Annotated in this window: 19 protein-coding genes; 8 read left to right on the forward strand and 11 right to left on the reverse strand. The window is 59.1% G+C overall.

The window, feature by feature from the left end; translation table 11 throughout:
- The first annotated feature begins 106 nt into the window (after window positions 1-106).
- Window positions 107-457 carry a DUF1493 family protein gene (locus ACP7BE_RS20090; RefSeq protein ID WP_095017744.1) on the forward strand — a complete coding sequence of 117 codons (351 nt, stop codon included), beginning with the start codon at window positions 107-109 and terminating at the stop codon, window positions 455-457.
- Window positions 458-633: 176 nt separating this feature from the next.
- Here the strand turns inward: ACP7BE_RS20090 and ACP7BE_RS20095 are convergent, their stop codons facing one another.
- The 3 genes from ACP7BE_RS20095 to ACP7BE_RS20105 form a co-directional block, all read right to left on the reverse strand.
- Window positions 634-2,175 (reverse strand): phosphoenolpyruvate carboxykinase, encoded by a 1,542-nt coding sequence (locus tag ACP7BE_RS20095; RefSeq protein ID WP_095000810.1) that lies wholly within the window; start codon window positions 2,173-2,175, stop codon window positions 634-636.
- 179 nt (window positions 2,176-2,354) lie between these two features.
- Window positions 2,355-3,257, reverse strand: a complete 903-nt coding sequence (gene hslO, locus ACP7BE_RS20100; RefSeq protein WP_095000809.1) for an Hsp33 family molecular chaperone HslO — start codon at window positions 3,255-3,257, stop codon at window positions 2,355-2,357.
- 145 nt (window positions 3,258-3,402) lie between these two features.
- Complete coding sequence (locus tag ACP7BE_RS20105) at window positions 3,403-3,810, reverse strand: RNA-binding S4 domain-containing protein (protein ID WP_095000808.1); 408 nt, start codon at window positions 3,808-3,810, stop codon at window positions 3,403-3,405.
- Window positions 3,811-4,078: 268 nt separating this feature from the next.
- Between ACP7BE_RS20105 and ACP7BE_RS20110 the strand changes: the two genes are divergently transcribed.
- Window positions 4,079-4,528, forward strand: a complete 450-nt coding sequence (locus ACP7BE_RS20110) for an ATP-dependent zinc protease family protein (protein ID WP_169916200.1) — start codon at window positions 4,079-4,081, stop codon at window positions 4,526-4,528.
- Complete coding sequence (gene rimK / locus ACP7BE_RS20115) at window positions 4,525-5,430, forward strand: 30S ribosomal protein S6--L-glutamate ligase (RefSeq protein ID WP_016783140.1); 906 nt, start codon at window positions 4,525-4,527, stop codon at window positions 5,428-5,430. Before ACP7BE_RS20110 ends, rimK begins: the two co-directional genes overlap by 4 nt.
- A gap of 69 nt (window positions 5,431-5,499) precedes the next feature.
- On the opposite strand, the gene ACP7BE_RS20120 is transcribed toward rimK, so the two are convergent.
- Both ACP7BE_RS20120 and ompR read right to left on the reverse strand, forming a co-directional pair.
- A complete protein-coding gene (locus ACP7BE_RS20120) occupies window positions 5,500-6,813 on the reverse strand; it encodes an ATP-binding protein (RefSeq protein ID WP_016783139.1) in 1,314 nt (437 codons plus the stop codon).
- A 114-nt stretch (window positions 6,814-6,927) separates the two neighbouring features.
- Complete coding sequence (gene ompR / locus ACP7BE_RS20125) at window positions 6,928-7,668, reverse strand: two-component system response regulator OmpR (RefSeq protein WP_095000806.1); 741 nt, start codon at window positions 7,666-7,668, stop codon at window positions 6,928-6,930.
- Between the two features lie 359 nt (window positions 7,669-8,027).
- On the opposite strand from ompR, the gene ACP7BE_RS20130 reads away from it, so the two are divergent.
- The 4 genes from ACP7BE_RS20130 (at window position 8,028) to ACP7BE_RS20145 (ending at window position 13,137) form a co-directional block, all read left to right on the forward strand.
- Window positions 8,028-10,349, forward strand: coding sequence for a Tex family protein (locus ACP7BE_RS20130; protein ID WP_338660439.1), 2,322 nt, complete (start codon window positions 8,028-8,030; stop codon window positions 10,347-10,349).
- Entirely contained in the window at window positions 10,349-10,732 is a 384-nt protein-coding gene (locus ACP7BE_RS20135) for a PaaI family thioesterase (RefSeq protein WP_095000804.1), read from the forward strand. The genes ACP7BE_RS20130 and ACP7BE_RS20135 overlap by 1 nt, the downstream gene beginning before the upstream one ends.
- Before the next feature lie 198 nt (window positions 10,733-10,930).
- Entirely contained in the window at window positions 10,931-12,514 is a 1,584-nt protein-coding gene (gshA, locus tag ACP7BE_RS20140) for a glutamate--cysteine ligase (RefSeq protein WP_095000803.1), read from the forward strand.
- 359 nt (window positions 12,515-12,873) lie between these two features.
- A complete protein-coding gene (locus ACP7BE_RS20145) occupies window positions 12,874-13,137 on the forward strand; it encodes a DUF3077 domain-containing protein (RefSeq protein WP_095020143.1) in 264 nt (87 codons plus the stop codon).
- 218 nt (window positions 13,138-13,355) lie between these two features.
- Here the strand turns inward: ACP7BE_RS20145 and argA are convergent, their stop codons facing one another.
- Together argA and argE are read right to left on the reverse strand one after the other, a co-directional pair.
- A complete protein-coding gene (gene argA / locus ACP7BE_RS20150; RefSeq protein ID WP_095017751.1) occupies window positions 13,356-14,654 on the reverse strand; it encodes an amino-acid N-acetyltransferase in 1,299 nt (432 codons plus the stop codon).
- 133 nt (window positions 14,655-14,787) lie between these two features.
- Window positions 14,788-15,930: an acetylornithine deacetylase gene (gene argE / locus ACP7BE_RS20155; protein WP_426107019.1), complete on the reverse strand. Its 1,143-nt coding sequence runs from the start codon at window positions 15,928-15,930 to the stop codon at window positions 14,788-14,790.
- A gap of 158 nt (window positions 15,931-16,088) precedes the next feature.
- On the opposite strand from argE, the gene ACP7BE_RS20160 reads away from it, so the two are divergent.
- Window positions 16,089-17,477, forward strand: coding sequence for an inorganic triphosphatase (locus ACP7BE_RS20160; RefSeq protein ID WP_095000799.1), 1,389 nt, complete (start codon window positions 16,089-16,091; stop codon window positions 17,475-17,477).
- A 46-nt stretch (window positions 17,478-17,523) separates the two neighbouring features.
- Here the strand turns inward: ACP7BE_RS20160 and ACP7BE_RS20165 are convergent, their stop codons facing one another.
- The 4 genes from ACP7BE_RS20165 to ACP7BE_RS20180 all read right to left on the reverse strand — a co-directional run bounded on the left by ACP7BE_RS20165 (window position 17,524) and on the right by ACP7BE_RS20180 (window position 22,255).
- Window positions 17,524-18,093 carry a lipocalin family protein gene (locus ACP7BE_RS20165; protein ID WP_095000798.1) on the reverse strand — a complete coding sequence of 190 codons (570 nt, stop codon included), beginning with the start codon at window positions 18,091-18,093 and terminating at the stop codon, window positions 17,524-17,526.
- Window positions 18,094-18,114: 21 nt separating this feature from the next.
- Window positions 18,115-18,369, reverse strand: coding sequence for an outer membrane protein assembly factor BamE domain-containing protein (gene bamE, locus ACP7BE_RS20170; protein WP_016783130.1), 255 nt, complete (start codon window positions 18,367-18,369; stop codon window positions 18,115-18,117).
- A 204-nt stretch (window positions 18,370-18,573) separates the two neighbouring features.
- Window positions 18,574-19,584, reverse strand: a complete 1,011-nt coding sequence (locus ACP7BE_RS20175; RefSeq protein WP_016783129.1) for a class 1 fructose-bisphosphatase — start codon at window positions 19,582-19,584, stop codon at window positions 18,574-18,576.
- 223 nt (window positions 19,585-19,807) lie between these two features.
- A complete protein-coding gene (locus ACP7BE_RS20180) occupies window positions 19,808-22,255 on the reverse strand; it encodes a glycogen/starch/alpha-glucan phosphorylase (RefSeq protein ID WP_095000797.1) in 2,448 nt (815 codons plus the stop codon).
- Between the last annotated feature and the right edge of the window lie 92 nt (window positions 22,256-22,347).

Here is a 22,347-nt window from a genome sequence, read left to right on the forward strand (position 1 = left end):
TGTAAGCTGCTGAGCCAACACAATCAAGCACTAAAAATAGCACTTTTAACAGCGCCATAAAAGACACTCCAGCAAACGCTCACACTGAAAATCGGGACAATGAATAATGAACCTCGCCCCAGACCTCCCGGATACCCCAACCCTGCGTGAGCTGCTGCAGCTGCTGCACGAAGAAATCGGCTTGCCGGAACACAAGACCATCAGCCTCAAGACCGCGATCAATGCTGATTTGGGCTGCAATGGCGCGGATGCCCAGCATTTGATAGAAGCCCTGGAAGAACGTTTTGGCCTGGAACTGGCGGACTACGATGCCTATCGCTATTTCCAGCCCGCCGGTAATGACCCGCACCTCAAGCGCAAGGCCAAGGGTCGGGAAAGCAAAGTACCGCTGACCATCGGTATGCTCTACGCGGCGATCTGCAGCGGACAGTGGGATACCCAAGGCCTGGAGGCCTAGGCATGTGGGAGCAGGCTTGCTCGCGATGCAGACGCTGCGGTTTTGTCTGATTCACCGCCGCGATGCCATCGCGAGCAAGCCCGCTCCCACAGGATGTATACCCACAGAAAACTTCAGGCACAAAAAAGCCGCCTTTTCAGGCGGCTTTTTTGTGGATCAACACACTGACCGAATACTTACGCCTTCGGGCCGGCTGCCTTGATCGCGTCGCTGACGTCGAACTTCTTGAAGTTCTCTACGAACAGGCCAGCCAATGCTTTGGCAGCTTCGTCGTAGGCAGCTTTGTCAGCCCAGGTGTTGCGTGGGTTGAGCAGAACAGTCTCAACGCCCGGTACGGCTTTAGGCACGTCCAGGTTGATGATGTCCAGGTGCTCGGTTTCAGCGCCGATCAGAGCACCGCTCTGGATCGCAGCAATCACCGCACGGGTGGTCGGGATGTTGAAGCGCTTGCCAACGCCGTAGCCACCACCGGTCCAGCCGGTGTTAACCAGGTACACCTTGGAGCCGAAGCCACGGATGCGCTTGATCAGCAGCTCTGCGTATTCACCGGCCGGACGCGGGAAGAACGGTGCGCCAAAGCAGGTGGAAAAAGTCGACTTGATGCCGCTGCCCGAACCCATTTCAGTCGAGCCCACCAGTGCGGTGTAGCCAGACAGGAAGTGGTAGGCCGCTTGCTCTTCGCTGAGGATCGACACAGGTGGCAGTACGCCAGTCAGGTCGCAGGTCAGGAAGATCACAGCGTTTGGTTCGCCGCCCAGGTTCTTCTCGGAACGCTTGGCAACGTGCTCCAGCGGGTAAGCGGCGCGGCTGTTCTGGGTCAGGCTGACATCGGCATAGTCAGGGTGACCGGCAGCGTCGAGCACAACGTTTTCCAGCACGGCGCCGTGCTTGATGGCTTTCCAGATAACCGGCTCGTTCTTCTCCGACAGGTCGATGCACTTGGCATAGCAACCGCCTTCGATGTTGAACACCACGCCTTCGCCCCAACCGTGTTCGTCGTCACCGATCAGGTAACGGCTTTCATCGGCGGACAGGGTGGTTTTACCGGTACCGGACAGACCGAAGAACAGGGTCACGTCGCCTTCTTCGCCAATGTTTGCAGCACAGTGCATCGGCAGCACGTCAGCAGCAGGCAGCAGGAAGTTCTGTACCGAGAACATGGCTTTTTTCATTTCACCGGCGTAACGCATGCCAGCGATCAGCACTTTTTTCTGGGCGAAGTTGATGATCACGCAACCGTCAGAGTTGGTGCCATCACGCTCAGGCACGCACTCGAAGTTGGCCACGTTAAGCACTTGCCACTCATCACGACCGGCTGGGTTGTATTTAGCCGGGTTGATGAACAGGCAACGACCGAACAGGTTCTGCCAGGCAGTCTGGGTGGTCATTTTCACGGCCAGGTAGTGGTCTTCGGAAGCACCTACATGCACGTGGGAAACGAAATGCTCTTGCGCGTTGTTGAACGCCTCGACGCGGTCCCACAGGGCATCGAACTTGTCGGCCGGGAACTTGCGGTTGATCGGGCCCCAGGCAATGGCAGCCTGAGTGGACGGTTCTTCAACAATGAAGCGGTCAGCCGGCGAACGGCCTGTACGGTGGCCAGTTTCGACAACCAGTGCGCCATTGTCGGCAAGCACGCCTTCACCACGGTTCAGGGCTTCTTTGACCAGATCGTCGATGCTCAGATCGGTGTACACGGCGTTATTAGCTTGCGTCATGAGGTTCCCCGTCGGCCATTGGCCGAGTGCGCCAAACGTTTTGTAGTAGAAAAGTTTGCACTACTACCGCGAAAAAAGTGGGCCGGATTATGCCAGAAAACCCCAAAAAGAGTAGGCCCCACCTGTCAGAACCGCGCAAGAACGGGCTTTGACAGGTGTTTTACCTGAGCTGAAACGTTTTAGTGATGAGTGCCTGAAGGGGATTCAACACCTGCGCCAGCGAACAATTGATCGACATCTGCTGCATCAAACAGGTAACGCTCGTTGCAGAACTGGCAATCGATTTCGATATGACCGCCATGCTCGGTCACCAGATTGAGCGCATCGGCATGACCCAGGCTGGTCAGGGCATTGCCCGAACGCTCACGGGAGCAACTGCACTTGAATTCAATGGCCTGATTATCAAACAGGCGCACGGTTTCTTCGTGATACAAACGGTGCAGGATGGTCTCGTTATCCAGCCCCAGCAGCTCTTCTGATTTGAGCGTATCGCCCAGCATCAGCAGGCGGTCCCAGCTGTCGACGCGCTCGTCTTCATCCTTGACCACATCGGCAGGCAACTGCTGCAGGAACATGCCCCGCGCACGCTGGCCATCAGCAACCAGCCAGAAGCGGGTCGGCACTTGCTCGGACATCACGAAGTAATTGGTGAAGCAGTCAGCCAGGGTTTCGCCGTTCAGGTCCACGATGCCCTGGTAGCGCTTGCCGACCACCGGATCGATGGTAATGGCCAGTACGCCGTTGGGCAGCAGGTCAGCCAGCGTGGCATCGGCAGCAATCTGGTCGGCGTCAAAACGGGCCAGGCCGCGTATTTCCCGGTCGCTGGTGCATTCGATCATCAGCAGCGGCACCGGGCCTTCGGAACGGGCCTGCAGGCTCAGCAAGCCATCGATTTTCTGGTTGCCCACCAGCAACGCAGCCGCAGCCATCAGCTCGCCCAGCAATTGCTGGACCGGCTGTGGATAAGCGTGCTTGGCCAACACGTCAGCGTAGCTGTGCTCCAACGAGGCCAGTTCGCCGCGGGCGTCGCTGGTATCGAACATAAAGCGTTGTGTGGCATCGGTTTTGTGTAAGTCGGACATAAGAATAGAGTTCTGAATTGGTGACAAAATGTGTAAGCGCCATTAAATATCGTGCAGGTCTGATGACCCTATATGGCGCCATACCTGAATGATTACAAGCTATGCAGCCACGGACTCGACGTACGGCTTGCGGGCCCTGGCCAGCTCACTCGCCCCCACTGGCGTCATGAAACTGATGCAGTTGGCGCCGCTGCTTCTTGGTCGGTTTGCCATCAGTCGTGATGCCCATGGCCCCGGATTTGCGCATGGCAGCCGCGTTTTCGCGCTTGGCGATGCTTTGTTCGGTTTCGGCGTACAGCAATTGGGCTTCAGGGGCGCCACGGCGGACCACAGACAGCGCTTTGACTTCGACAGTGCGCTCTTCAAGGCCAACACGAATTTGCAGTTCATCGCCCAGGCGAGGTTCTTTGCTCGGCTTGCAGCGCTCACCCCGGCAATGCACCTTGCCGCTTTCAATCGCGGCCTTGGCCAGTGCCCGGGTCTTGTAAAAACGCGCCGCCCAGAGCCACTTATCCAGGCGAACCTTGTCGTCCTCTTCCTGCTTTTGCGCCACTGGAATTCCTCTTCACTTGAATAGTCAGAACTGTACTACTACTTGCAATGAACAACTGAAGCATTCGTCCCGATAGAATGCCTGCCTGCCGAGTAGCGGACACGCAGATAACTGTCGCCATTTGCTGAATATTCTGCGTGAATGCTCTTTGTACATTGCCAAATCGGCATCGCCGATTGCTTTACCTGCAGGGTTCCTCCTGCGGCCTGAATACGTTAATCGCTGGTTACTTATATTGAAGACTTTTGATCACTTGACCGTTGTCGGTCTGCGCGAGTGGGTGGCGCTTCCCGATTTGGGAGTCGCCGGCCTGCGCGCGAAAATCGACACCGGTGCCAGTACTTCCAGCCTGCACGCTACCGAAATCGAGCCTTTTGTGCGCGACGGTGTCGAGTGGGTACGTTTCAATGCCCACCTGGGCACCCTGGTACAACTGCGTCACCGTCACTGTGAAGCGCCTTTGGTGGCAATTAAAACCATTAAAAGCTCCAATGGCCACACCCAGGTTCGCTATGTGATCCGCACCGGCCTGGCGCTGGGTGATAGGGTCTGGCCGGTCGAGTTCACCCTCGCCTGCCGCAAATCGATGCGTTATCGCTTGTTGCTGGGCTCAAAAGCGTTGATCGACGGCCAATTGGTCGTCAACCCTGCACTAAAATATGTACAAGACAAGCCGGAATTCCCGGTCACTACTACCTCTGCCACAGGTGTTGCATGAAGATCGCTGTGCTGTCGCGTAACCCGCGTCTGTATTCCACTCGTCGTCTGGTTGAAGCCGGTACCGAACGAGGCCATGAGATGGTAGTGATCGATACCCTGCGCGCCTATATGAACATAGCCAGTCATAAGCCGCAGATTCACTATCGCGGCAAGCCGCTGGAAGGCTTTGATGCGGTGATCCCGCGCATTGGCGCGTCAGTCACGTTCTATGGCTGCGCAGTGCTGCGCCAGTTTGAAATGATGGGCGTGTTTCCGCTCAACGAATCGGTGGCAATTGCTCGCTCGCGGGACAAATTACGTTCGTTGCAGCTGTTGTCCCGGCGTGGCCTGGGTTTGCCGGTAACCGGTTTTGCCCACTCGCCGGATGATATTCCCGACCTCATCGAAATGGTCAACGGCGCCCCGCTGGTCATCAAGGTGCTGGAAGGCACCCAGGGCATCGGCGTGGTGCTGTGTGAAACCGCTACCGCCGCCGAATCGGTGATTGAGGCCTTTATGGGCCTCAAGCAAAACATCATGGTGCAGGAATACATCAAGGAGGCCGGGGGTGCCGATATTCGCTGCTTCGTGGTCGGTGACAAGGTGATCGCGGCCATGAAACGCCAGGCCAAACCTGGAGAGTTCCGCTCCAACCTTCACCGGGGCGGCAGCGCCAGCCTGATCAAGATCACCCCCGAAGAGCGCATGACCGCCATTCGTGCGGCCAAGGTCATGGGGCTGAGTGTGGCGGGTGTCGATATCCTGCGCTCCAACCACGGCCCGCTGGTGCTGGAGGTCAACTCATCGCCAGGCCTGGAAGGCATTGAAACCACCACCGGCAAGGATGTGGCCGGGATTATCATCCAGCACCTGGAAAAAAACAGCAGCCCGCATATGACCCGGACCAAGGGCAAAGGCTGACAGCGCATCAACCCTTGGGTGAGCAGACTTGTTGTGGGAGCGGGCAAGCCCGCTCCCACAGGGTCAAAGCTATACCGCCCCTCTTGGCAACATAAGCCCCAGCGGCAAACGTACACGGGCTTCAAGCCCTCCGCCGCTGCGGTTACGCAGCTCGACATTGCCACCATGCATGGAGGCAATCCGCTTGACGATCGCCAGCCCCAGCCCCGTACCTTTACCGCCACGGGCACGGTCACCGCGGATAAACGGGTTGAAGATATCTTCCAGCTCCGCAGGATCAATCCCTGCCCCCCGGTCCATCACGCTCAGCACCACATACGGCGCGCTGACATCACCCGATACGTAAGCCGCAACCTCCACGTCTTCGCCAGCATGGTGCAAGGCATTGCCGATCAGGTTGTTGAGCAAACGCTTCATCGATACCCGACGTAGCGCAAACGGCTGAATCGGCTGCAGACGCAGGCGCACCTGCTCTCCGTTCTGGTTATAGGGCGCCACCACTTCACGGATCAATTCACACAGATCAACCTCTTCAACCGGCTCGTCACGGCCGTCACGGATAAAGGCCAGGAACTGGTCGAGAATCGCGTCCATGTCCTCAATATCACGCACCATGTCGTCGGTCAGGTCGTTGTGGTTGCCCATCAGCTCCAGAGACAGACGCAAGCGGGTCAGCGGGGTGCGCAGGTCATGGGACACGCCTGCAAGCATCAGTTCTCGCTCGCGGCCCGCCTGTTCGACGTCTTCAGCCATCTGATTGAAGGCGCTGTACACCTCCGTCATTTCGCTGGGCGTGTCGCCGACAGGCAAGCGCACGCTGCGCCCCTGCCCCAACTGGCGAGCTGCATACACCAGACGCTTGAGGGGCTGATTGAGCTGGCTGACGAAAATCCACGCCGAAGCAGTGGACAACAAGCCGATGGCTAAAAACCAACCCAGTACATTCCAGATTTTTTGCCCACGCAGAGGATGCGGATATAAAGGCACTTTCAACCAGCCATCCCCCAGGCTCGGGGCACGCACCCACAGCGCAGGGGATGTGTGCATACGCAAGCGCACCTCTGTATCGGGGCCAAGCTCGGCCTGCATCTGACGCTGATAAATCTCGCTGTAAGGCCAGTGCTGTTCACCCTCGGGTACACCTCCGCCCACGACGCGAACCAAATCAACGGCATCGATGATCTTGTTGCGGTTTTCCTCATCGGCGGCCCAATAGGCACGCAGGGTCAGCGCCACGCCGTGGCTGTACTGGCGGTCAACCAGCACGTCCTCGTTCATAAGCAGATAAACCAGCGTCAGGGCCTTGGAAAACAGCACAACAATCAGGACAAGCCAGAGTGTGCGCGAGAAGAAACTTTGGGGGAACCAGACAGGGGTTTTCATAGACAGCCGCTTTTATACTTTGCAGGAGCGAGCCCCGAGGCCCGAAAAAAAGATAAATCGCGAGCCACACGGTACCAGACAGCACCAGTGCGACTCGCTCCTACAAATGATCTGTCATTTGGTTGCGTTGCCATCCGGCACGAACACATAACCCACACCCCAGACGGTCTGGATATAGCGGGGCTTGGACGGGTCCGGCTCGATCATGCGGCGCAAACGGGAAATCTGGACATCGATTGAACGCTCCAGCGCATCCCACTCACGACCACGGGCCAGGTTCATCAGCTTGTCGCGGGTCAACGGCTCGCGGGCATGCATGACCAGGGCTTTAAGTACCGCAAACTCACCCGTGGTGAGCATGTGAACTTCGTCGCCACGTTTGAGTTCGCGGGTTGCCAGGGACAACTCGTAATCACCGAATGTCACGCTTTCGTCTTCGCTGCCCGGCGCACCCGGCACCGGCGGCGCCTGACGACGCAATACCGCACGCACACGGGCCATCAGCTCATCGGGGTTGAAAGGCTTGGCCAGATAATCGTCGGCACCCAGTTCCAGGCCCTTGATACGGCTAAGTTCATCACCTTTGGCTGTCAGCATGATGATCGGCACGCGATTGCCCGCTGCACGCAAACGGCGACAGGCTGACAGGCCGTCTTCGCCGGGCAGCATCAGATCCAGCACCACAAGGTGGTACATTTCGCGGGCCAGCCGACGATCCATGTCCGCTGCATTGGTCACGGAAGTGGCGCGATAACCCTTGCTGGAAAAGAAACGTACCAGCAAGTTGCTCAGCCCAGGATCATCATCAACGATAAGGATTTTTTCGCCTTCAGACGTTTGTGCAGTGCTGCTCATTAGGATGCTCCTGTGATCTCGGCGCGCATTATGGCTCAGCCGCTGCGATACGCATTGTGTGCATTGTTAGCAGATTTTTCTTCCTTAAACATTAGACCAGGTAATGAGACCACCGCGCGCAATCCCCTGAATCCGGGAACGCTGGTTATAATGCGCGGCCTTTTGTGTCGGGCAATCTCGAACTTTCAATGGTTGTGCCAGTATTTATTTTTTCAACATCTGGCGTAATCAGCTGACTTCACGGGTCAACAGGCTGCCCTTTTGGCCCAGGCAGCGGCCCCTTCCGGGCTGCTCAACCAGCCTCGCAAGCCTTCAAGCCCGGGCCTGCGAGCCTGCATCACATTTTGTCAGGTGGTTTTATGGACAGCATCAACAGCCGCATCGCCGAAGAACTCGGCGTGCGCCCGCAGCAGGTCGAAGCGGCCGTCGCTCTTCTGGATGAGGGCTCCACCGTACCCTTCATCTCGCGGTATCGTAAGGAAGTGACCGGCAGCCTGGATGACACCCAGTTGCGTCACCTCGAAGAGCGCCTGCGCTACCTGCGCGAACTCGACGAGCGGCGCGTCAGTATCCTCGCCAGCATCGAAGAACAAGGCAAGTTGACCCCCGAACTGGCCCGCGACATCAAACTCGCCGACACCAAGACCCGCCTTGAAGACTTGTACCTGCCGTACAAGCAAAAGCGCCGCACCAAGGGCCAGATCGCCCTGGAAGCCGGCCTCGGCGAGCTGGCAGACGGCCTGTTCAACGACCCGACACTCACGCCAGATGCCGAAGCTGTCCGTTTTGTCGACACCGAAAAAGGTGTGGCTGACGTCAAGGCAGCCCTTGATGGCGCCAAGTACATCCTCATGGAGCGCTTCGCCGAAGACGCCAGCCTGCTGGACAAGCTGCGCAGCTTCCTCAAACAGGAAGCCATCCTCAGCGCCCGCGTGATTGCCGGCAAGGAAGAGGAAGGCGCCAAGTTCCGCGATTACTTCGAGCACGATGAACCGCTCAAAAGCATGCCATCGCACCGCGCACTGGCGATTTTCCGCGGTCGCAACGAAGGCATTCTGAGCTCGTCGCTCAAAGTCGGTGAAGAATTGCCCGGCACGATGCACCCCGGCGAAATGATGATTGCCCAGCGCTTCGGTCTGGAAAATCAAAACCGCCCGGCTGATAAATGGTTGAGCGAAGTGGTGCGCTGGACCTGGAAGGTCAAGCTCTACACCCACCTCGAAACCGACCTGCTGGGTGAATTGCGCGACGCCGCTGAAACCGAAGCAATCAACGTTTTTGCCCACAACCTGCACGACCTGCTGCTGGCCGCGCCGGCTGGCCCGCGCGCCACCCTGGGCCTGGACCCGGGCCTGCGCACCGGTTGCAAGATTGCCGTGGTCGATGCCACCGGCAAGCTGCTGGAGTACGCCACCGTGTACCCGCACGTGCCGCACAACAAGTGGGACCAGACCATTTCGGTCATGGCCGCCCTGTGTGCCAAGCATTCGGTCGATCTGATTGCCATTGGCAACGGCACTGCCAGCCGTGAAAGCGACAAGCTGGTCATCGATCTGATGAAAAAATACCCGGCCCTGAAAGTCACCAAAGTGATGGTGTCCGAGGCCGGTGCTTCGGTGTACTCGGCATCGGAACTGGCAGCCAAGGAATTCCCGGATCTGGACGTTTCGATCCGTGGCGCCGTATCGATCGCCCGCCGCCTGCAAGACCCGCTGGCCGAACTGGTGAAAATCGACCCTAAATCCATCGGTGTCGGCCAGTACCAGCACGACGTGTCTCAGCTCAAGCTGGCACGCGGCCTTGACGCTGTGGTTGAAGACTGCGTGAACGCCGTGGGCGTGGACGTGAACACGGCTTCGGTAGCACTGCTCGCGCGAATTTCGGGCCTCAATGCCACACTGGCGCAAAATATCGTGGCTCACCGCGACGAAAACGGTGCATTCAAAACCCGTGCAGCGCTGAAAAAAGTCAGCCGTCTGGGCGAAAAAACCTTCGAGCAGGCGGCAGGTTTCTTGCGCGTGATGAATGGCGACAATCCGCTGGACAGCTCGGCGGTTCACCCCGAAGCCTACCCGCTGGTCAAACGCATCGCTACGGACACCGAGCGGGACATCCGCTCGCTGATCGGCGACGCCGGGTTCCTCAAGCGTCTTGATCCGAAGAAATTCACCGACGAGACCTTCGGCCTGCCGACGGTGACCGATATTCTCCAGGAGCTGGAGAAACCAGGCCGCGACCCGCGCCCGGAGTTCAAGACCGCCGAGTTTCAGGAAGGTGTCGAAGACCTCAAAGACCTGCAACTGGGAATGATCCTGGAAGGCGTGGTGACCAACGTGACCAACTTCGGGGCTTTCGTCGATATCGGCGTGCACCAGGACGGTCTGGTGCATATCTCGGCCTTGTCCGAGAAATTCATCAAAGACCCGCGCGAAGCCGTTAAAGCCGGTGATGTGGTCAAGGTCAAGGTCATGGAAGTCGACATCCCGCGCAAACGCGTAGGCCTGTCGATGCGCATGAGCGACACCCCGGGCGAGAAAATCGACGGTGCTCGCGGCGCACGTCCGGGCTCGGCCCCGCGCCAGCAAAGCTCGGCACCGCGCAAGGAGAGCGTTGCCGCCGCACCGACCAATAACGCCATGGCCTCGTTGTTCGCCAACGCCAAACAGTTGAAGAAACGCTGATGGCCCTCCCGGACGGCCTGACCCAGAGCGCCTTCAGCCAGTTGCTCGGCTGCCGCGTGCAATCGCTGGAAGACGGTGTGGCGCATGTAGCGCTGAGCCTGGAGCCGCAATTGCGCAACCGCGCCGGCAAGTTGCACGGTGGTGTGTTGTTCAGCCTGGTGGACATCAGCATGGGCCTGGCCTGTTCCAGCACCCATGGCTTCGATCAGCAGAGCGCGACCATTGAGTGCAAAATCAACTACATTCGCGCGGTGGCTGAAGGCGAAGTGCTATGTATCGCCAAGGTCATCCACCCCGGGCGACGCACGCTGGTCGTCGAAGCGGATGTGTTGCAGGGCGACAAGCTGGTCGCAAAAGCACAAGGCACGTTCGCTGTCCTGTAGCGGCCAACGGCTGATTTGAGTTAATTTCGGCACTGCCAATGCAGTGCCGAAATGCGCTTGGAGCGCCGCGGCGCCGAATCAGGGACGGAACTGAGCGATGCCAACAAAACCAGGCGACCACGCCAGTTTCAACTTCACCCTTGTAGACCGTCCTGACCACCCCCATATTGGGGCGACTGACGCGTGAAGGAATCCAACTTGAGCCAACTTCTCAACCGCCGCCTGGCTCTGCTCAGCGAGCGCGCCAACCTCTCTCTTCTGGAGCAGTGCCTGCACGGCATCGAGCGCGAATGCCTGCGCGTCACGGCCGATGCTCGCCTGGCGCAAACCCCGCACCCGGAAGAACTGGGCTCGGCCCTGACCAACGATCAAATCACCACCGACTATTCCGAGTCGCTGCTGGAGTTCATCACCCCGGCCCTGCCTGATCCGGCGCAGACGCTGGCCAGCCTCGACAAGATCCACCGCTTTGCCTACAGCAAGCTCGGTAACGAGTTCCTGTGGAGCCCTTCGATGCCGTGCCCGTTGCCGGCCGAAGAAGACATCCCGATTGCCTACTACGGCACGTCCAATATCGGACAGCTCAAGTACGTTTACCGCAAGGGCCTGGCCCTGCGCTACGGCAAGACCATGCAGTGCATTGCCGGCATCCACTACAACTTCTCCCTGCCAGAGGCCCTGTGGCCAGTGCTGATGCAGGCAGAGGGTTTTGTCGGCACCGAGCGCGATTATCAGTCCGACGCCTATATCGCCCTGATTCGTAACTTCCGTCGCTACAGCTGGCTGCTGATGTACCTCTTCGGTGCTTCGCCTGCGCTGGATGCGGGCTTTTTGCGCGGTCGTTCGCACCAGTTGGAGCAACTGGACGCCGACACGCTCTACCTGCCCTATGCCACCAGCCTGCGCATGAGCGACCTGGGCTATCAGAGCAACGCCCAGGCAGGCCTGACGCCGTGCTACAACAACCTCGACAGCTACACCGACAGCCTGCGCAAGGCAGTGGCCACACCTTATCCGCCGTATGTAGAAATCGGTACGCACAAGGATGGCGAGTGGGTGCAGTTGAACACCAACATCCTGCAGATCGAAAACGAGTACTACTCCAACATTCGCCCCAAGCGCGTGACCTACACCGGCGAGCGGCCGATCCAGGCCCTGGTGTCCCGTGGCGTGCAGTACGTTGAAGTGCGCCTGCTGGATATCAACCCGTTTCTGCCGGTGGGCATCGATTTGCCTGAAGCGCGTTTTCTGGACGCCTTCCTGCTGTATTGCGCGCTGCAAGACAGCCCGCAGTTCGACAGCGCAGGCTGTGGCAGCTGCTCTTCCAACTTCCTTAGCGTAGTCAAGGAAGGTCGCCGTCCGGGCCTGCAATTGCAGCGTGATGGCGCAGCCGTTGACATGAAGGAATGGGCTACCGAGCTGCTGGAAAAAATCGCGCCGCTGGCCGCCTTGCTCGACCAGAGCCAGGGTGGCGATAACCACAGCAAGGCAGTCGACGAACAGCTGGCGAAGATCAAGGACGTGTCGCTGACGCCGTCTGCCAAAGTGCTGGCCAGCATGGCCGAGCACAAGGAGAGCTTCGCTCAGTTCTCGATGCGCCAGAGCCTGGCCCATGCCGAGTTCTTCCGCAGTGAACCGTTGAGTGCTGAAGATCAGGCTGCGTTTGAAGAGAAAGCGCGCAAGTCACTGCTCGAGCAGGCCGAGACCGAACAAACGGAAGAAGGCGACTTCGACCTGTTTGTGGCTTCGTACCAGGCGAGTATTTTGGCGATCAGTAACTAGGCAGATCAAAAGCCCCTTACCCTAGCCCTCTCCCGGAGGGAGAGGGGACAGACCGGTGGTGTTCGTGCGAGCGCGGGCGGTCAGTTCCTACGCCCACTGAGGCAAGGGACGGCTTACGGGTTTTACAGCAAAGCGTACTGTGCACCGTCACTGAAAAAACAGTGACCGGGCCTGGAAACCCGGGTAACAATATTCGCCTTAATGCCATCAATCCCTGTTTTTATGTGCTATGGCGGCTGTACGCGGGAGGTCTTCGGACCTGCCGGGTTCCTATTGTCCCGGTTTCCAGCCTGCGTACAGCTGCCACCTTCGCCTGGAAACGAAAGTGACAGCTCTTAATTACTTTAGGAGCGCGCTAAATGGCTGATCATCCCCCAATCAAAACTCTCGGCACTGTCACCTTCGACCCCTGCGGCCAGGACAACCACGAGCTGTTCCGCGTCAACCCCGACATACCGCTGCGCCAGGCGCTGGAGCAGGTGTCGGCGTTGCTTTATTGCGCAAAAAAACTGGCGCTGGATGCCGCGCTGGACAAGAACTGCGAGCGCCATGCCTGGGCTTCACATTACTTGTGCGACATGGGCAAGGCGGTAATAGATGATGTGTGTTTGCGGGAGTTTTGACGGGGCTTGTTGAGCACCGCAGTTGCAGTTATCCGTAGCAGCTGACGAGTGGAACGAGGCTGCGTTCGGTTGCGCAGCGACCGTAAAACCAGAGTTCCAAGTTTAACTGGCACACCACGGTGTTTGACTTTACGACGGCTTCGCCGCCGAACGCAGCCTCGTTCCACTCGTCAGCTGCTACGAATCTTCTCCAGCCCAGAGCCTGAACAGCTGGCGCCTTACAGCGCTTTCTCAAAGATCTTCGAGTTACGCTGGTAGTTGTACAGCGACGCCCGCGCCGCCGGCAGGCGCTCTACACCGCTAGGCTCAAACCCGCGCTCACGGAACCAGTGAGCAGTGCGCGTGGTTAACACGAACAAGGTTTTCAGCCCCTGGGCACGGGCGCGGTTTTCAATACGTTCGAGCAACTCATCGCCACGACGGCCATGACGGTACTCCGGGTTCACCGCCAAACACGCCAGCTCCCCCGCATCCGAATCGGCAATCTGGTACAGCGCCGCACAGGCGATGATCATGCCTTCGCGCTCCACCACACTGAACTGTTCGATCTCACGCTCCAGCACTTCACGCGAACGACGCACCAGGATGCCCTGCTCTTCCAGCGGGCTAATCAATTCAAGCAGGCCGCCGACGTCTTCAATCGCCGCCTCCCGCGTAACTTCAAATTGTTCTTGCGCCACCAGCGTACCGCCACCGTTACGGGTGAACAGCTCGGTCAACAGCGCACCGTCTTCGGCATAACTGACAATATGGCTGCGGGCTACGCCGCCACTGCAGGCCTCGGCGGCGGCTTCCAGCAATTCGGCCTGGTAGTCACTGCCCAGACGTTTCATATGCGCCGGCACCTGTTGTGGACGCAACTCACGCACCAACCGCCCTTCGGCATCGAGCAAACCCGATTCAGCACCAAACAGCAGCAGTTTGTCCGCCGCCAGGTCGATGGCGGCACGGGTGGCGACGTCTTCACAGGCCAAATTGAAAATCTCACCGGTGGGCGAGTAACCCAAGGGCGACAGCAACACAATCGAGCGCTCATCGAGCAGGCGGTTGATGCCCTTGCGATCCACCCGGCGCACTTCGCCGGTATGGTGAAAATCCACACCGTCGAGCACGCCGATCGGCCGCGCAGTGACCAGGTTGCCGCTGGCTACGCGCAGACGCGAACCCTGCATCGGCGAAGACGCCATGTCCATCGACAAGCGCGCTTCAATCGCAATGCGCAGTTGCCCCACCGCATCGATCACGCATTCGAGCGTTGATGCATCGGTGACACGCATGCCCTTGTGGTAATACGGCACCAGGCCACGCGCCTCAAGGCGGCTGTCGATCTGCGGGCGCGAACCGTGGACCAGCACCAGGCGCACACCCAGGCTGTGCAACAGCACCAGGTCGTGGACGATATTGCCAAAGTTGGGGTGTGCCACACCGTCGCCAGGGAGCATGACAACAAAGGTGCAATCGCGGTGGGCATTGATGTAGGGAGACGCGTGACGCAGCCAGTTAACGTAATCGTGCATAACCAGAGCCTGTAGAAAATAAATCGCCTAAAAAGGGCTAGAACAGCAAACGCACAACGGGCTGATGGCTATCGTCGAAACATTGTTGGCAACACGCGGCTCTCCTTGTGGATAAATCGTATGGGTATCTTCACTATTTCAGACAATAGTGTTCGATCAATTGAGTCAGTAGACGTACTGTCGGCTGCAAACGTGACATTTCCAGGTATTCCCCTGGTTGATGCGCACAGGCGATGTCACCCGGGCCCAATACCAGCGTTTCGCAACCAAGCTGCTGAAGATAAGGCGCTTCGGTGCCAAACGCTACTGCTTGCGCACGATGCCCGGTGAGGCGCTCAGCCACGCGCACCAACTCGGCATCGGCATCCTGCTCGAAGGGCGGCACTCCGGCGGCAATGGGCGCGAAATCGATCTTCACCTGGTGACGCTCGGCCAGGGGTTGCAGCTTGCTGCGGATAATGGCCCGCAGCGCATTCGGGTCCATGCCCGGCAGCGGGCGCAGGTCAAATTCAAGCGAGCACTGGCCGCAAATCCGGTTGGGGTTGTCGCCGCCATGGATACAGCCAAAGTTAAGGGTCGGTTGCGGCACGCTGAACTGCGGATTGCGGTACTCATTGAGCCACTGCTGACGCAACCCCTTAAGTTCGCTGATCGCGTCGTGCATGGCCTCCAGCGCGCTGTGGCCCAGGCTTGGGTCGGATGAGTGACCGCTCTGCCCGAGGATCTCGATGCGCTCCATCATCACGCCCTTGTGCATGCGGATCGGCTTGAGCCCGGTCGGTTCACCAATCACCGCAGCACGGCCCAGCGGGCGACCAGCTTCGACCAGCGCCCTGGCCCCGGCCATCGAAGTTTCTTCGTCACAGGTGGCCAGAATCAGCAGTGGCTGCTTGAAGGGCTGATCGAGCAAAGGCCGCACTGCTTCGATCACCAGCGCAAATAAGCCCTTCATATCGCAACTGCCAAGGCCAACCCAGCGGTTATCCACCTCTGTCAGCTTGAGCGGATCGGTCTGCCACAGCGCTTCATCGTAGGGCACGGTGTCGCTGTGCCCGGCCAGCACCAGCCCGCCGGGGCCACTGCCAAAACTGGCGAGCAAGTTGAATTTGCCGGGGCTGACCTGCTGGATATCGCAGTTGAAACCCAAATCGCCAAGCCAGCTGGCCAGCAAATCGATCACCCCGCGGTTGGACTGATCCAGTGTCGGCTGGGTGCAACTGACCGACGGTACGGCGATCAAGGCAGCGAACTGCTCTTTCATGGAAGGTAAGGGCATGCGCTGACTTCCTGTAGGCGGGGCGAGGCCCATCATAGAGCTATCTGCGCCGCAGAATAAACCCTCGCGGCCCGCCGGGGCGGCGAGTCCTGTACACTGCACGGCCTTGGCAGCCACACTTTTTCCCGGCTGCGCAACCGTTCCTGGATTTTCCGGCCATGCAAAAAGAAACCGAAATCAAACTGCGCGTCAGCCGCGAAACCCTCGCCGCCTTGCGCGAGCACCCTTTGCTGAAAAAGCGCAACAAAAGTGGCTGGGAAAGCCGTGAGTTGTTGAACCAGTACTTCGATACACCTGAGCGCGACCTGGCCAAGGCCAAGGTTGCCCTGCGCCTGCGCCGTGATGGCGAAGACGTGATCCAGACCCTCAAGACCCGCGGCGAAAGCGTTGCTGGCCTGTCCGTACGCAACGAGTACGACTGGAACCTGCCCAAAGCCAAGCTCGACATCAAGAAGCTCGACGGCGAATGCTGGCCACAAGAGCTGGCCGAGCTGGACAAAAAAACTCTCAAGCCCATTTTCACCACGGATTTCGTACGCGAACGTGCTGAAATTTCCTGGGGCCGTGGCAAAGCCAAAGTGGTCATCGAAGCCGCTCTGGACCTGGGCCATGTGATTGCCGGCAAGCAGAAGGAAGAAATCTGCGAGCTGGAGCTCGAACTGCGCGAAGGCGAGCCGTCTGCCCTGCTGGAACTGGCCGCCGAACTGGCCGAGAAGCTAGCCCTGATGCCGTGTGATATCAGCAAGGCCGAGCGCGGCTATCGCCTGTTCGACGCCAACAGCTACGCCGTCACCCTGCCAGCCCCGGTGCTGACGCCAGAAACACCCCTGGACGATGCCTTCGCCGCCCTGGCCTGGCACTTGCTGGGCAATAGCCAGCGCCTGGCCGAGCAGTATCGCTTCAATGGCCACTGGCGTTTGCTGCAAGACTGGGTTCAGCAATTGATCGACCTGCGTGCACTGGTCAGCAGCCTGGGTCAAGCCGCACCACGTCAGTCCACCAGCGCCTTGCGCGCTGCGCTGGACGCCCTGCTGGAAGACTGGCGCCCGCTGGTGCAGATCGGTCAGGACGACGAAGATGTGCGCAAAGCCGCACCGGAGCAGTTCCTCGAGGAACTGGAAGACCCGCGCTGGGGCCAGTTCTCCCTGAACACTTCGCGCTGGTTGATGGAGCGCAGCTGGACTGTGGACCGTGGCACCACCCGGGGCAACCGCCAGGGCGCTGCGCAGCTGCAAAGCTGGTTGCCACGGTTGTTGTCGGACGAAGCGATTGCCTTGCGTCTGAACCGCTACCAGCAGCAACCCGAAGACCTGGCCGAGCAACTGCCGCGCATCGAGCGTATTCAGGCCTGGCTGCGTCTGGCGCGTAACGTGCTGGAAATCCCGGAACTGGACCGTCTGTACGGCGAGATGAACAAGCTGCAGGAACTGGCCAACCTGCCGATTTCTGAAGACGCCGAGAGCAACGACGAACTGCTCAACGCCCGCAAGCAGCAAGCCATCGCCGTGTACCAGAACCGCGCCTGGAAGACCCTGCTGCGCGCTTAAGCGCCCGGCCTGTGTCCCTCAGCGCCTGCTGAGGGACATTCCTGCCTTACTTCGTGCCCTTGGGCATGTCCGCATCCGGCGTGCGCCAGATCAAGCGTGTGGTGTCATAGCCTTGCTGCTGAGCCTTGCTGAGCAACTCGTCACGGGTTTGCTGATCAACCTGCGGTTTACGCGACAGCAACCACAGGTATTTACGGTCGGGATTGCCTACCAGCGCCGTGCTGTAGTTGTCGCCCAGGTACAACACCCAGTAATCGCCCTTGGTCACACCCGGCAAAAGGGTCGATACCCAATTGTCGAACTCGACCCACAGCTTGTCGGTCTTGCCCTCCACTTGCGGCGTTGCCGTGCCCCTGGCCTCCTCCCACTTGCCCTCTGCGGTGCGGCAACGGTTCAACACCGCCACGTCGCCATCCGGCTTCAAGCTGTAATGGGCTTCGGACTGCGCGCAATTGCGCTGGAAGAACATCGGCAACCGCGCCAATTCATACCAGGTGCCCTGATAGCGCTTGAGGTCGACACTGGAGACGGTGTTGGGCGCCAGCGAATCGCTGCTGGAACTTGCACACCCGCCCAATAACAGCGCAGCCCCGAGACTGACTAAAAGACGTTTCATCATAAACGCTCCTGATCGGTCTTACTTCAAACCCTGGCCCGAGAAAATCAGCACTTTGTCGCCTGCGTACTGCACGCTGATAAAGCTCTTCTGATCGCCCCAGGTGCAGCTCGACATGCCCAGCGCGCCGGAGCAATCGGTCGGGGTGCCCAGCAACTGCTCGACTTCGGCCTTGGTCATGCCGGTCGACAGTTTCGAGTAGTTTTGCTGATTGATTTTGCTGCACGCGGCCAGCAAGACACAGAACGACAACAACGCCAGAGAACGCAACTTCATGGAAAGCTCCTGAGAAAGAAAGTCGGCAGTGCCGCTTGATCCAAGCTTAGAAGAGAAAAGCGCAGGCTGGTTCCCGCAGGACGCAGGGATTTATTTCAGGAGGGATAACAACAGTGGGAACGGGCTTGCTTGCGATACAGGCAACCCGGTATGCCTGACATACCGGGTCGATGCTATCGCGAGCAAGCCCGCTCCCACAGGGGCTTACGCTTTGTGGTAAGCGGTGATGCGTGCGACTTCTTCTTTCGAGCCCAGGTACACGGCTACACGCTGGTGCAGGCCTTCTGGCTGGATGTCGAGAATGCGCTGATGGCCATCAGTCGATGCGCCGCCAGCCTGTTCCACCAGGAACGACATCGGGTTGGCTTCGTACATCAAACGCAATTTGCCCGGCTTGGACGGCTCACGGCTGTCGCGCGGGTACATGAACAGACCACCGCGGGTCAGGATACGGTGCACGTCGGCAACCATGGCGGCAATCCAGCGCATGTTGAAATTCTTTTTCAACGGACCTTCTTCACCTGCCAGCAGTTCGTCAACGTAGCGCTGTACCGGGGCTTCCCAGTGACGCTGGTTGGACATGTTGATGGCAAATTCCTGGGTAGCGTCAGGAATGGTGATGTCTTCGTGGGTCAGTACGAAGCTGCCCATTTCGCGGTCCAGGGTAAAGCCTTTGACGCCGTCGCCCAGGGTCAGAACCAACATGGTCTGCGGGCCGTAGATGGCGTAACCGGCAGCGACTTGCTGAGTGCCTGGCTGCAGGAAGGCCTTTTCATTCAAAGGTTCGTTCTGGGTCAGGTATTCGTTCGGGCAACGCAGTACCGAGAAGATAGTGCCAACTGGTGCGTTGATGTCGATGTTCGACGAGCCGTCCAGCGGGTCGAATACCAGCAGGTACGCGCCTTTCGGGTATTTGCCCGGGATCTGGTAGGCATTGTCCATTTCTTCGGACGCCATGCCGGCCAGGTGACCGCCCCATTCGTTGGCTTCAAGCAGGATCTCGTTGGAGATCACATCGAGCTTCTTCTGCACTTCACCTTGCACGTTTTCGGTGCCCATGCTGCCCAGAACACCACCCAGGGCGCCTTTGGATACGGCGTGGCTGATCTCTTTGCAAGCACGCGCCACCACTTCGATGAGGAAACGCAAATCAGCAGGCGTGTTGTTGCTGCGGGTCTGCTCGATCAAATAGCGACTCAGGGTAACGCGGGACATGTAAGGCTCCGAACAAGGGGGAGGGGGCGAAAAACCCGCGCAGTTTAGCGCGTGTTGCCGTGCAAATCTTCTAATCAGACTCAGAACTGGCCGAACGGGTTCCAAAACAGCCACCAGAGACCCTGTGGGAGCGGGCTTGCTCGCGATGCAGGCCACGCGGTTTTCAGCTCAACCGCGTCGCCTGCATCGCGAGCAAGCCCGCTCCCACAGCGCGTGAAACTTCCTACAACGCTTTCCAGATCTCGGTCGCGTATTCGCGAATGGTCCGGTCCGATGAGAACCAGCCCATGCGTGCCGTGTTCAACACGGATTTGCGCCACCACTCTTCCCTGTCGTGCCACAGGTGCTCCACGCGCATCTGGGCATCCCAGTAGGCATCGAAGTCGGCACACACCAGGAACCGGTCATATTCGATCAGCGAATCCACCAGGCCGGTGTAGCGCGCAGGGTCGTCGTGGGAGAACACCCCGCCACGAATCGCCTGCAACACGTCATTGAGCCTGTGTGAGGCCGCGACATCCGGTGCTGCATGGAACTCGCCATTGCGTTTGCGCGCTTCGACCTGCTGCGAGCTCAGACCAAAGATAAACATATTGTCGGCACCCACCCGCTCGCACATTTCGACGTTGGCGCCATCCATTGTGCCAATGGTCAGCGCGCCGTTAAGGCCGAACTTCATGTTGCTGGTGCCCGACGCTTCGTAGCCTGCCGTGGAGATCTGTTCGGACAAGTCAGCCGCCGGAATGATGCTTTCGGCCAGGCTGACGTTGTAGTTGGGGATAAACACCACCTTGAGCAGACCGCGTACGGTGGGATCGTTGTTGACGGTACGGGCGATGTCATTGGCCAGTTTGATGATGAGTTTGGCCTGTTCATAACTGGCCGCCGACTTGCCGGCAAAAATCTTCACCCGTGGCACCCATTGGTTGCCCGGCTCGGCCCGAATGGCCTGATACAGCGCTACGGTGTGCATCAGGTTGAGCAGTTGGCGCTTGTACTCGTGAATCCGTTTGACCTGCACATCGAACAGGGCTTCAGGGTTGACCACGACCCCCAGGCGCTCATAAATCAGCGCCGCCAGGGTGCATTTGCTTTGCAGGCGCTGTTCGGCGAAGCGTTTGCGAAAATCGGAGCGCTCGGCAAAAGGCTCCAGCCTGATCAGTTTGTGTTCGGTTTCATCAAGCACATCCGGGCCCAGCACATCCACCAGCATGGCGGTCAATGGCGGGTTGGCCTGGAACAGCCAGCGGCGGAAGGTCACGCCGTTGGTTTTGTTGTTGATGCGCTCCGGGTAGAGCTTGTGCAACTCGGCGAACACGGTGCTGCGCATCAATTGCGTATGCAGCCCGGAAACGCCATTGACGCTGTGGGAACCGAGAAATGCCAGGTTGCCCATGCGTACCCGGCGGCCGTGGTCTTCCTCGATCAGCGAAACGGCACGCAACACGTCAAAATCATGAATGCCCTTGGCTCGCAGCGCATCGATATGGTGTGCGTTAATCAGGTAGATGATCTGCATATGGCGCGGCAACAGCCGCTCCATCAAGCCCACAGGCCAGGTTTCCAGCGCTTCCGGAAGCAACGTGTGGTTGGTATAGGACAAGGTGTCGACGGTGACCTGCCACGCCGCATGCCATTCAATGCCGTGCTCATCAACCAGGATACGCATCAGCTCGGCCACGGCGATCGAGGGGTGGGTGTCGTTGAGCTGGATCGACACATGCTCGGCCAGGTTCAGCAGCGTCTCATGGACGTGCAGATGGCGGCGCAGCAGGTCTTGCAACGAGGCCGAGACAAAGAAGAATTCCTGGCGCAGACGCAGCTCCTGGCCAGCCTCGTTGCTGTCAGCCGGGTACAGCACGCGGGAGATGCTCTCGGCCCGTACCACTTCGGCCACCGCCCCCAAATGATCGCCTGCATTGAAGCGGCCCAGGTTCAGATCGTGCAGGGCCCTCGCCCGCCACAGACGCAGGGTGTTGACGCTGGCCCCGCGCCAGCCCACAACAGGCGTGTCATAGGCAATAGCCCGCACCGTCTCGCCCGGCCACCAGATCTGCCGCAGCTGGCCTTGTTCATCCTGTTTGGTTTCAACCGAACCGCCAAAACCCACCGAGTACAGCACTTCAGCACGCTCGAACTCCCACGGGTTGCCGAAATCCAGCCAGTTCTCGGTTTGTTCCTGCTGCCAGCCATCGACAATGCTCTGGCGAAACAGCCCGTGCTCATAGCGGATGCCATAGCCGTGGGCGGCAATGCCCAGGGTCGACATACTTTCCATAAAGCACGCCGCCAGCCGACCCAGGCCACCATTACCAAGGGCCGCGTCCGGCTCCAGGACACGGATGCGCTCCAGATCCACGCCAAGCTCGCCCAGTGCCTCACGCGCCACCTCCAGCAACCCCAGGTTGCTCAGGCTGTCATACAGCAGGCGACCGATCAGAAACTCCAGCGACAGGTAGTACACCCGTTTCTGGTCCTTGCGATAAATCTGCCGGGTGCTGTCCATCCAGTGCTCGACCATATGGTCGCGGGCGGCCAGGGCTATGGCCTCAAACCAGTCATGGTCAAACGCGTGTTCCGGGTCCTTACCCACCGCGTAAGTCAGCTTGGCTACTACAGCGGCACGGAAAGCCGCCACCTGTGCGTCACGAACAAGCGGTTCCTGGGGCATCGATACAACCTCAATCGAGATGGAGCGATTTGAAGAGCGAGTGGTGTCAGCCTAGACGCTTCAACAGAAACAAAGTGCTTTGATTCGGGCTT

The sequence above is a fragment of the Pseudomonas sp. TWR1-1-3 genome (assembly GCF_049896805.1).
In the GTDB taxonomy this organism is placed as follows: Bacteria; Pseudomonadota; Gammaproteobacteria; order Pseudomonadales; family Pseudomonadaceae; genus Aquipseudomonas; species Aquipseudomonas bubulae.